This window comes from Arthrobacter sp. FW306-1B-G06A, assembly GCF_058781765.1.
In genome coordinates this window covers 145,937-157,401 of sequence record NZ_JBYSXB010000006.1, presented here as the reverse complement: position 1 = coordinate 157,401, position 11,465 = coordinate 145,937, and the positions used below count along the sequence as shown (strand labels likewise).

Here is an 11,465-nt window from a genome sequence, read left to right as displayed (position 1 = left end):
GGCTTCTTCGGCGGCGACGGTGGAGGTGGAGGCGACTTCGGCGGCGGCGACTCCGGTAGTTTCTAACTCCCAAAGACTAGGTGGGGGCCTGTTCCCCACGTAGAGCGGTACAAAAAACTGATCACTGGATTCAGTGGGCACCACTGAGCAGGACGAAAGGCAACACCATGGTTAAGCAGTCCATTTTCGGGCGGATCGCGCAGCTCGCCAAGGCGAACATCAATGCCTTGCTCGACCAGGCTGAGGACCCGCAGAAGATGCTGGACCAGATGGTCCGCGACTACTCGAACAACATCGCCGAAGCCGAGTCCGCCGTCGCGCAGACCATCGGGAACCTCCGCATGCTGCAGGCCGACTACAACGAGGACATCAAAAACGCCCAGGACTGGGGCAACAAGGCCCTCGCAGCCTCCCGGAAGGCGGACGAGTACCGTGCGTCCGGCAACGCGGCCGACGCCGTCAAGTTCGACAACCTTGCCAAGGTGGCCATCCAGCGCCAGATGTCGGCCGAAAACGAGGCCAAGGCCGCCGAGCCGAACATCGCGTCCCAGTCGGAGGTCGTGGACAAGCTCAAGAGCGGCCTCGACCAGATGAAGGGCAAGCTCAACGAACTCACCAGCAAGCGCAATGAGCTGGTTGCCCGCTCCAAGACGGTTGCTGCCCAAACCCAGGTGCACGACGCCCTCAAGAGCATCGACATCATGGACCCCACCAGCGAGGTAGGCCGCTTCGAAGAGAAGATCCGCCGCGAAGAGGCGAAGGTCCTCGGCCAGCAGGAAATGGCAGCCTCCAGCCTGGACGCCCAGTTCAACCAGCTTGAGGACCTCGGAGAGCAGACTGAGATCGAGGCCCGCCTGGCGGCCCTGAAGTCGGGCGGTTCGAAGGCCGCTATCGGCGCCGGCGCCACCGCTCCGGCAGACGATACCGTGGACGAAGCCGACTTCGACAAGCTCTAGTTCAGCCAAGCGAATGGCCGGGCCTCCAATGAGGCCCAGCCATTCGCTTTCTGAGTGCTTTATGCCCCTACGGCGAGCCGTCCAACGATGAGCCTCATGATTTCGTTGCTGCCTTCCAGGATCTGGTGGACGCGCAGGTCCCTGGCAATCTTCTCGAGGCCGTATTCCGACAAGTAGCCGTAGCCGCCGTGCAGCTGGATGGCTTTGTTCGCCACGTTGAAACCGGCGTCCGTGGCGACGCGCTTCGCCATTGCGCACAACCTCACGGTGTCCGGGGCGCCACGGTCCAAAGCGTCCGCGGCCCGGAGGATCAGGGTCCTGGCAGTTTCCAGTTCCGTATCCATGTCGGCAATATCAAACAGCAGGGACTGCTGGTTGATGAGCGGGCCGCCAAAAGCCGAGCGTGACTTGAGATAGGCGATGGACTTCTCCAGTGCCGCCTGGCCACCTCCCAGCGAACAAGCGCCCATGTTGACCCGGCCCCCGTTGAGGCCCTTCATCGCGATGCCGAATCCGCTGCCTTCTTCGCCAAGCCGGTTCGCCACGGGGACGCGTACGTCCTCGAAGATGACCTGCCGGGTGGGTTGGGCATTCCATCCCATCTTCTTTTCATTCGGGCCGAAGGACAGCCCGGGCGCGTCCGCGGGCACAACGATTGCGGTGATGCCCTGACTACCCGTGTCCGCGGTCCGCGCCATGACCACATAGACGCTGGAAACTCCGGCACCCGAAATGAACTGCTTGGTGCCGTTAAGAACGTAACTATCGCCGTCGAGCACTGCTTTGGTGCTCAGCGCGGCGGCATCCGAGCCGGCTCCCGGCTCCGTAAGGCAATAGCTGCCCAGCGCTTCCATGGACGCGAGCTGCGGCACCCACTGGGCCCGCTGCTCATCGTTGCCGAAAGCGTCGATCATCCACACCACCATGTTGTGGATCGAGATGTAGGCCGCGATGGTGGGGTCTGCCTTGGACAGCTCCTCGAAGATCAGCGCCGCATCCGTGCGGGAAAGGCCCGAGCCGCCGAATTCTTCCCGGACGTAGATGCCTCCCATGCCGAGGGTGCCCGCTTCACGCAGGACATCCACAGGGAAATGCTTGGTCTCGTCCCATTCTGCGGCGTGCGGCGCAATGGCCGTCGTGGCGAAATCGCGCACCATCTCCACCACCGCTTGCTGGTCCTCCGTGAGCTCAAACATTGGCACTCCTTTGCAGTTCTTCCCAGTTCTCCGGGTTGTCCGGTTTTACTGGCCTTTTTCTAGCTATCCGCTGGGGTTTACTTGCTGACTTTGCCCATCAGGGAAGCGACAGGGCGAAGGAACAGCGGCCTCGCGAGGAACCACGCGCCCACAATCACCAGGAGGGACACGGCGAAAATGCCGAAACCAACCCAGTTGATATCGTCGCTGCCGCCATACATGTGGTTCAGGTTGCGCAGCGCCCCGGTAGCGAGGACCAGGGTGACGTGCACGATCGTGAAGAGCACGAAGTACACCATCACAGGGAAATGCACCGCCCGGGCGAGTTCGATGGGATAGACCTTGTTCACCGTGCCGGCCTTCTTGGGCCAGGCAGAGGAGGTGCGCAAACCGGTGATGATGGCGAGCGGGGCGGCGATGAAGACCGTGACGAAGTACGTCAGCAACTGCAGGGCGTTGTAGTTCACCCAACCGTCCTCAGTGGGCCAGTTCAACGATGCGTACTGGAGGGCGGCGGAAATGGCGTTCGGGAAGACATCCCAGCTGGTGGGAATGATCCGCATCCATTGCCCGGTGGAAAAGATCACGATGATGAAGACAATGCCGTTCAGCACCCACAGGGCGTCGAGGGTCAGGTGGAACCACAGGTCCAGGCTGATCTTGGTTGGCGCATTCTTGGTCCGGATGAATCCCTTGTTGTTGCGGGTCCATTGGGCCGGCGGCCGCTTGGCCGTGCGGACCTGCCAACCGGAACGAACGATGAGCACCATGAAGAAGACGTTCAGGAAGTGCTGCCAACCGAGCCATGCCGGGAAACCTACGGGAGCGTTCTCCGGGAGGCTGGATGCGCCTGGGAACTCGTGCAAGAACGACTGCACACCCGACAGGCCCGTCAACCATTTGGCAAACAAGACGATGAGCAAAAGGACGAGCAGGACGCCTGGAACCACCCAGAGGGGTTGGGACCATTTGCTCTTGGCTGCTGTCGACTTTTTGGCGGGGGTGGACATCTTCTCAGACACCTCTCGGAAGAACTTTGCAATCAGGGACGCATCAAGCTAACAGGCTTTGGACCGAAGCGGCCAAAGCCTGTTACGCCGTCAGTTGGAATGGGCTTTCACGGCCTCGATGAGTTTCGGAACCACTGTGAAGATATCGCCCACGATTCCGAAGTCGGCCACCTCGAAAATGGGCGCGTCCTCGTCTTTGTTGATGGCCACAATGGTCTTGGCAGTCTGCATGCCTGCGCGGTGCTGGATGGCTCCGGATATTCCCAATGCGATGTACAGCTGCGGGGACACGCTCACGCCGGTCTGGCCTACCTGGGCCGTCTGCGCAATATACCCGGCGTCGACGGCGGCGCGAGACGCACCGATCGCCGCGCCCAGGGTGTCGGCGAGCTGTTCAACCAGCACAAAGTTCTCGGACGAGCCCAACCCCCGTCCGCCGGAAACCACCGTCGCTGCGGTCCGAAGCTCGGGCCGGGCCGAGACGGCAGCATCGTCATTGAACTGGTCTATGATGGCGGCGCCTTCTTCTCGAGCATCGAGGGACACCGTCTGCAGGTCTGCCGTGGCTGCGGGAGCCTGGCCTTCGATCGCCCCCTGCCGGATGGTGAGGATGGGCAGCCCGCCTTCCACCACGGACTCGACGGTGTAGGCCCCGCCAAACACCGAATGCTGGGCAACAACGGTTCCGTTGTCGCTGCGCACCTGCACGACGTCGGCGAGCACGCTCCCGCCGAGCCGCACGGCAAGCCGGGCGGCAGCTTCGCGGCCGTCCACCGAATTCGCCGTGAGTACGGCAGCCGGCCCATAGGCGTCGACGGCCGCGCTCAGGGCATCCACGGCGGGTGCCACCAAAACAGTGCCGGCGGCAGCTGTCACAGCCGAGTAGATCCTTGCCGCGCCGAGCTCACCCAGGCGCGCGACGTCGTCGCCCGCCAGCGGTGCCGAGGACACGACGACGGCGACCGGCGAACCCAGCGTGGCTGCGGCAGCCAGCAGCCCGCGGGCCGAAGCGGCAATCCCGCCGCGGTGGGAAATTTCAATGAGCACCAAGACGTTCGACATTTCTTTTCCTCCCTCAGACCAGGCGGTTCGCGACGAGGAACTCGGCCAACTCGTCGGCCGCGGTCCCATCATCGATGAGTTTTCGTCCGGCCGCGCGCGGCGGCCGCTCAACGGTGGAGACCACTACGGTGTGGCTGGCGCCCGTCGGGACGCCAAGCTCGGCGGCGGACAACGTGGTGACGGGTTTGCGCTTGGCCGTCAGGATGCCCTTGAAGTTGGGAAACCGGGCCTCCGGGAAACGCTCGGTCACAGTGATGATGGCGGGCAGTCCGGCACGGACATTGAGGGTTCCACCCTCACCCTGGCGAACGCCGCGCACGCCGTCGTCGGCGATTTCCGCGGAGATCAATGAACCCAACAGTGGCAGTTGGAGATGTTCGGCAATCATGGCGGGCACGACGCCGGCGCGGCCATCCGTCGATTCGTTGCCGGCCATCACCACGTCGAACCCAGTAGACCTCAGTGCAGTCGCCAGCGTTGCGGCCGTTCGACCGGTGTCGGCGCCGGCCAGGGAATCATCCACAATGTGAACCCCTGAATCGGCTCCCATGGAGAGGGCCTTGCGCAAGGACTGCGTGGCGTCGTCAGGACCCATGGTCATTGCCACAACCTCGGTGCCTTTGTTGGCATCCTTGATGCGCAGCGCGGCTTCGAGGGCGCGCTCGTTGATTTCATCGACCACGGACTCGGCAGCCTCACGGTCGAGCCGGCCCGTTGCCAGGTCGAGCTTCCGTTCCTCGGCCGTATCCGGCACTTGTTTGACGAGCACGACGATCTTCATTCAACAGCTCCCTCGATGCAAATGGCTGACGCTTGGAATCGAGAATACTAGGAACTCCTAGTATTTACCATGGAGCGAAGGAAGGAATACTTGGAACTCCTATTGATTCTGCCGGGCATCCGGCTTTCCGGGCCGGCGTGGGGATTCGGGCCGGCGGCAGGTTGCAGGCCTTCTTTCGAAGCGATCGATCTAGCCCTGGCGAATGCCGAGGGTGTTCCCGTCGGGATCACGGAACCATGCGCCACGGGCGGGGCCGAGCTGAGCGATGTGCCCTGTTGTGGCAAGGGGACCCTCTGTGTAGTCGAGGAACTCCACGCCCTTGGCGGCCAAGTCGCCGACCACGGCCTCAATGTCGTCCACTTCGAAGTGGGCAAGGGTGTGCTCTGTAGCGGTAGGCGGACGCTTGAAGACTGAGATCTCGCTGACGGATCCGCAACGGTACCGCACGCCGACCGGAGTCTCCCAGAGGAAGGTCAACCCCAGGATGCCGCCATAGAATTCTTTCGCCCGCTCCAGATCGGTGACCGGAATCGTCGCCACTACCATCGTCGCACTGATCATCTCGGGCCTCCTCAGGGCGGCCCATTCCGTCAGGATGAACGGGCCATTCGGCCCAAGTGTCTTCCTCCGGGAGCTGACTGTCAACGAGGATCGGGAGATTCAGCGGTGCTGCGTCGCACGGCCATCACCACGCTGACAAGTACCGACAACGCTATGACCACGACCATTCCGGCGAAGTTCGGCTGGAATTCCAAGGCCAGCGCCCCGTTTTCGGCTCCCCGAGTCGCGGTGAAAAGTCCCGGCAGGGTCGCCCGGGAACCCGTCGAAATGGCGATCACGCTCACTGCCACGCACAGAATGAACGCCAGGGCCAATCCGCCGGCCACGCCGTCCAGCGCTGCGCCAACTATTTTCGACACCGTTTTCATTGGGGTCCCTCCTCGAGCCGGCCAACGCGGAGCGCCGCCTGTATTCCAGTGATGAAGCTTTGTCCCCGCCCAAGAAACTACTCCGACATTCTGCCTCTCGGGGGTCGAAGTGGTTAAGATCCGTACAGATTTGCCAAAAATCAGTGTGTTTTCCGGCAATCTCAGTGTGGATCTCGGCGCTTCTGCGTGTGAAAAAACGTTTCACCCGGATCGGCCCGCATGGCCGTCTAAGACCGCGTCCAAGACCTCCTTGGGGAAATTAGGAGCGGATGTCTCCACTGCGCGCCCACATCAGGGTCGGGAGGGCGGCGAAATGGGGTTAAACGAAAGAGTCCGCCCAGTCGGGCAGACTCTTTCGTTTATTTGGTTGCGGGGACAGGATTTGAACCTGTGACCTCTGGGTTATGAGCCCAGCGAGCTACCGAACTGCTCCACCCCGCGTCGCAGAATCAACTCTACCTCACATTCGAGGGCGCCCCTGACCATTCAGGTGTGCGCTGCAGCACGATGGGATCTGGAGGTCCTTCGGGCAGGAGCAACAGCCCTTGAGGGTGGTTATCCTCCCGTGGACTTGGCGCCGTCCTGACCTTCTTTGATTTCGGAAAGCGCTTACGACACTGCGAGTCGCGTCATTCTGGCGCCCAGAAGGCTCAAAGAAGGTCAGGACGGAGCTGGCACAGCCGTACCCGGCACATGCCCTACCGATCCCGCACTCCCCCACCCGCGAATCGACGGAAAACAAAAAAATCCGGCACAGTGTTTCCACTGTGCCGGATCTTTTCTCCAGTTGCGGGGACAGGATTTGAACCTGTGACCTCTGGGTTATGAGCCCAGCGAGCTACCGAACTGCTCCACCCCGCGTCGCAAGAACTACTTTACCTGCAGGTGAATGTCAGGCCAAATCGAAACGACGTGACCTCCGTCTCCCCCGCCGGGCGGCCACCATGCACGGGCCTCCATATCAAAAGGAAGACCGGGCCAGCCCTGGTGTGAGGGCTGGCCCGGTCTTCCAAAAACCTCCAGCTAAGCCGGAATCAGCCAGCTGGAGAGTTGCCTACTTACTCGGCGAAGGCGAAGGCGACGACGAGGCCGATGGGCTCGCCGAGGGGCTGGCACTTGCCGACGGAGCCGGGGTGGCACCAAGCCGGGACTCGGCGTCGAGCGCTTTCTGTATCGCCGCGGACAGGAGGCTCTGCTGGGCACCGTACCCGGCGAAGTCGCCCTTGGCCAGCGCAGCCTGGCCATCCTGGATGGCCTTGTTGGCCTGATCCAGCGCAGCCTTCAGCTGGGCCTGTGCATCCGCTGTCGCAGGTGGCGTAGTAGTCCCCGGCGGAGTTGTGGTCTGGCCGTTGTTGGCCGAGTCTCCCGCCGAGGCCCCTGAATCGCCCCCGAAGAGGATCTTCAGCGCACCGTCAAGCGTGGGGGCGAAGCCGACCTTGTCGCCAAAGGCCACGAGCACGCGTTGGAGCGTCGGATAGGAGGTCTCACCAGTGGACTTCAGATACACCGGTTGGACATAGAGCAGGCCTCCGCCCACCGGCAATGTCAAAAGGTTGCCGTTGAGCACATCGGATGCTCCCTGCCTGAGCAGGTTGAGCTCCCGCGACACTTCAGGATCGGAGTTGAACTTGTTCTGGGCCTGTCCGGGGCCTGGAACCTGGGTATCCGTTGGCAATTGGAGTAATCGCAACTGGCCGTAGGTGTCTGCCTTCACCCCCTTCTGGCTACCGGCGTCGGAATCGGCTGCGAGGAAGCCGTACAGGATGTTCCGGGCAGCGCCGTTGACCACCTGTGGAATGAAGGAAGACGTCAGCTGGAAGGCCGGCTTGGTCTGGTCGGGCATCTGCAGGGACATGTAGAACGGGGGCTGCCGGACGGGATCCGTGACCGTGGGGTCGTTCGGAACGCTCCACGCGTCGTTGTTCTGGTAGAAGCTGTCCGCGTTGGTCACGTGGTAGCGCCCAAGCAGCTCACGCTGGACCTTGAACAGGTCCTCCGGGTAGCGGACGTGGCTCATCAGCTGTCCCGACATCTCTGAGTACGGCTTGACGGTGGTCGGGAAAATCTTCTCCCACGCTTTGAGGATGGGATCCTGGTCATCCCAGGCGTACAGCGTGACCGAGCCGTCATAGGCGTCAACGGTGGCCTTGACCGAGTTCCTGATGTAGTTGACCGCGCTGTTCGGCAGGGCCGCGGTGCGACCGGAGGTCGTCTGCGAATCGGCCGTAGCGTTTCCCAGTTGCTGCTGCTGGGAGTAGGGGAAGTACTGGCTGGTGGTGTAGCCGTCCACGATCCACTTCACCCGGCCGTCGACAACTGCCGGATACGCGCTTCCGTCAACCGTCAGGTAGGGAGCAACCTTTTGCACGCGCTCACGCGGAGTGCGGTCGTAAAGGATCTGGGACTTCTCGTTGACGCCGTCAGACAGCAACAGGTCCGAGGACTGGAACTTGATCGAGTAGAGGAGGCGGTTGAACCAGTTGCCCACGTTGGGGCCACCGTTGCCGGTAAAGGTGTACTGAGTTTCAGTCGACGTGTCTTTGCCGGCCGGTCGGTCCTGTTCGCGGTGCGGAGCGCCATCGGGGGCGCCGACCACCGAGTAGTCCGGCGAATCTTCACCGAAGTAGATGCGGGGTTGGTAGCTCGCATCGCTGCCAAGGGTACCCATGGACGGAATTCCGGACAGCAGGAAGTCCGGCTTTCCATCAACCGTGAAGGTATTGCCCTTGGCCGCCACGACGCCGTAACCGTGGGTGTAGACGATGTGCCGGTTGACCCAGGTCTGCTGGCTGGCGTTCAATCCGTCCTGGTTCAACTCCCGGACGGCGATTACGGTGTCCTGGGTCTTGCCGTTCACGGTGTACCGGTCGACGTTCAGGGCCTTGGGGAACTGGTAATACGGACGGTACTGCTCCAGTTGGGAGAACGCCGAGGAAACCAGGTTCGGGTCCAACAGCCGGATGTTGGCGGCTGTCTGGGCATCCTTGGCAAGCGCCCCGGTCTTGGCGTCCGTGGTGGCGTTGTAGGGAGAAACCTTGATCTTGTCCAAACCGTAGGCGGACCGGGTCATGGCTATGTTGCGGTCAATGTACTTGTTTTCGAGCGTCTGCTCAGAAGGGCGGACCTGGAACTGCTGGATGACCCAGGGATAGACACCGCCCGCAAGAATGGACGTGATGATCAGCATGGCCGTGCCGATCACGGGCAAGCGCCAACGGCCAATCACGGCGGCCACAATGAAGAGGACGGCCACCAGGCCCGCGGCAACGGCCAGGATGGTCTTGGTCGGAATCACGGCGTTGACGTCCGTGTAGAGGGCACCTGCCCAGTGGCCACCGTTGTTCTGGACGGTGCTGTAGACGTCAAGCCAGAAGTTGGCTCCGAGAAGCAGCAGGAAAACGGCCCCGGTCACGGCCAAGTGGATTTGGGCGGCACGGCTGGTGAAGATGCCGCGTTCCATGAGCCGGATGCTCCCATAAAGGTAGTGGGTGAGGATTCCCGCGATTCCGGCAATCACCACAACGCTCATGAGGAAACCGGTGACAAAGCCAAGGAACGGCAAAGTCATGAGGTAGAAGCTGATGTCCAGGCCAAACTGGGGATCGGCCTGGCCGAAGGGTACCTGGTTGAAGAACAAGAGCACCGATTGCCATTGGCTCGCGGCCGCGCTGCCTGCAAAGAGGCCGAACAGCACGGGGATGCCGATCATGACCACGCGTCGCACGGGCTCCAGTTGGGCCTGGTACCGATTCAGGTTGTCCCTGACCTCGGAATCCGGAGCGTAGACCGGCCGTGCATGGTAGGCAACGCGGATGGCGTAGAAGACCGGCACGAACATCAGGACGAATCCCGCCAGGAAGATCAGGATCCGGGCAAGGTTCTCCTTGAAATAGACTTCGAAGAAGCCCAACTGCTGATACCAGAGGACGTCTGTCCACACATTGGCGAAGAAAATGAATCCCACCACGGCGACGGCGACGATGATCAAAGTTGGAGTGAGTGCACCCCGTCTCCGCTGCGGTCTTCCGGGCGGGCTGGTGCTGGCTGGACGGGACAAACTCGATACCTCATCGCTGGTCGTCAGTTAACGGTCATCAGTGCGTGTGTTCGTCGGCCCCGGTGCCGGGTAGTAATGGCGGAGGCCGTCATTAGTGCCACGAGTGGCGGTGGAGCTAAGTTCCATCATCAGTCTAGTTGTTGGAGCATGTGGGGAGGCGGGACACATCCTGGCCCGAGGCGAGTCGCTCCACAGCGGATTTCGCGTCCGCGAGGGTGTCCACTTTGACTACCTGCAGCCCGTCCGGAACGTGGCCCACGACCTCGTCGCAATTGGCGGCAGGCGCGAGGAAAAGCGTGGCGCCGCCGCTGCGGGCTCCGCGCATTTTCTGGGCGATTCCGCCAATGGGTCCCACGGTGCCGTCCGGCGAAATGGTGCCGGTGCCGGCCACATGCTTGCCCCCTGTGAGGTCCCCGGGGGTGATGCTGTCGATGATCCCCAGCGCGAACATCATCCCGGCGCTCGGTCCGCCCACCTGGTCCAGGGAGATCTTGACGTCGAACGGGAACGTGAACTTGTACTGAAGCAGTACGCCCAGGATGTACTTGCCGTTTGAGCCCTTGCCCGGAGTAATGCTCACCGTCACCGGTTTGCCGTTACGATCGACGACGACGGCGGCAGGCGCGCCCGCGCCGTCGGCCAATGCGGTTTGGACGACGTTCAGGGACGTGACGGCCTTGCCGTTGATCGACGTGAAGACGTCCCCGGCCTGGAGTTTGCCCGCCGAGGCCGAGCCATCGGACAATCCTGCGACCGCAAGCTTCTGCCCGTACGGGATGTTCTCTTCCTGAAGGGCCGAAGCTATTGCGTTCTCCTGGGACGTGGTCATGGCAAGCGCGCTTTCCTGTTCGGATTGCTGCTTGGTGGTGCCCTTGGGATAGAGAAGTTCTTCGGGGTACACGGCCTTGGAACCGTCCAACCAGGCTTGGAAGGCCTCGAAGATGTTGACTGGTCCGTTGGGGCCGCCGTTGATATAGACGGTAGTCAGGTCCAGATTTCCCTTGGCGGGATACGACGCGTGTCCGGTGATGCTAATGACAGGCTTGTTGTGGTCCATGCCCAAGGTGTTGAACGTCGGTCCGGGAGATTCCACGACGTAGGGAACAGGAAGGACAGCCGCGGCGATTCCCAACACAATGGTCAGGGCCCCGGCGACCAACATCGCGACGTACCGGCCGTCGCGGCGCCGTGCCGGTGGGGGCGCGTCGGGCGCTTCCTGTACCGGCTCCTGCGATGGTGCGGTGTCCCGCTCCGGGGAATGGCCGTCCGATGTCGGGACGTCCTGGGAGTTGGAGGGGCCGAGAGGCTTTCCGGGTTCCCCGGCAGCTCCGGGGCTCGGCAAACTAGTCAATGAAGGACCTCTCCGCGCCGGGAACCGTGTGTCCGACGCTACCGTTTCGACCCCCTCAGCGCGGAGGCCGGTAAACATACCAACGATCCACCCTACTTGCTGTGCCTGCCAGTCGTGCTTTGC

9 protein-coding genes and 2 tRNA genes are annotated in these 11,465 nt (G+C 62.3%); 1 reads left to right on the top strand and 10 read right to left on the bottom strand.

The window, feature by feature from the left end:
* Positions 1–167 precede the first annotated feature (167 nt).
* Positions 168–956 carry a PspA/IM30 family protein gene (locus AC3WJM_RS05165; RefSeq protein WP_492271306.1) on the top strand — a complete coding sequence of 263 codons (789 nt, stop codon included), beginning with the start codon at positions 168–170 and terminating at the stop codon, positions 954–956.
* 59 nt (positions 957–1,015) lie between these two features.
* On the opposite strand, the gene AC3WJM_RS05160 is transcribed toward AC3WJM_RS05165, so the two are convergent.
* The 10 genes from AC3WJM_RS05160 to AC3WJM_RS05115 form a co-directional block, all read right to left on the bottom strand.
* Positions 1,016–2,152 carry an acyl-CoA dehydrogenase family protein gene (locus AC3WJM_RS05160; RefSeq protein ID WP_284983762.1) on the bottom strand — a complete coding sequence of 379 codons (1,137 nt, stop codon included), beginning with the start codon at positions 2,150–2,152 and terminating at the stop codon, positions 1,016–1,018.
* 77 nt (positions 2,153–2,229) lie between these two features.
* Positions 2,230–3,162: a cytochrome b/b6 domain-containing protein gene (locus AC3WJM_RS05155; RefSeq protein ID WP_306961098.1), complete on the bottom strand. Its 933-nt coding sequence runs from the start codon at positions 3,160–3,162 to the stop codon at positions 2,230–2,232.
* Positions 3,163–3,252: 90 nt separating this feature from the next.
* Positions 3,253–4,224: an electron transfer flavoprotein subunit alpha/FixB family protein gene (locus AC3WJM_RS05150; protein ID WP_492271305.1), complete on the bottom strand. Its 972-nt coding sequence runs from the start codon at positions 4,222–4,224 to the stop codon at positions 3,253–3,255.
* Between the two features lie 13 nt (positions 4,225–4,237).
* A complete protein-coding gene (locus AC3WJM_RS05145) occupies positions 4,238–5,005 on the bottom strand; it encodes an electron transfer flavoprotein subunit beta/FixA family protein (RefSeq protein ID WP_492271304.1) in 768 nt (255 codons plus the stop codon).
* A gap of 189 nt (positions 5,006–5,194) precedes the next feature.
* Positions 5,195–5,566 (bottom strand): VOC family protein, encoded by a 372-nt coding sequence (locus tag AC3WJM_RS05140; protein WP_059387516.1) that lies wholly within the window; start codon positions 5,564–5,566, stop codon positions 5,195–5,197.
* Positions 5,567–5,646: 80 nt separating this feature from the next.
* The gene (locus AC3WJM_RS05135; protein WP_059387515.1) at positions 5,647–5,934 is read right to left on the bottom strand and encodes a hypothetical protein; all 288 of its coding nucleotides are present in this window, start codon (positions 5,932–5,934) and stop codon (positions 5,647–5,649) included.
* A 364-nt stretch (positions 5,935–6,298) separates the two neighbouring features.
* Positions 6,299–6,375 (bottom strand) — tRNA-Met (locus tag AC3WJM_RS05130).
* 346 nt (positions 6,376–6,721) lie between these two features.
* Positions 6,722–6,795 (bottom strand) — tRNA-Met (locus AC3WJM_RS05125).
* A gap of 193 nt (positions 6,796–6,988) precedes the next feature.
* On the bottom strand, positions 6,989–9,991 hold the full coding sequence (locus AC3WJM_RS05120; protein ID WP_441437164.1) for a UPF0182 family membrane protein: 3,003 nt from the start codon (positions 9,989–9,991) through the stop codon (positions 6,989–6,991).
* Positions 9,992–10,124: 133 nt separating this feature from the next.
* On the bottom strand, positions 10,125–11,333 hold the full coding sequence (locus tag AC3WJM_RS05115) for a YlbL family protein (RefSeq protein ID WP_370872753.1): 1,209 nt from the start codon (positions 11,331–11,333) through the stop codon (positions 10,125–10,127).
* Positions 11,334–11,465: the final 132 nt, after the last annotated feature.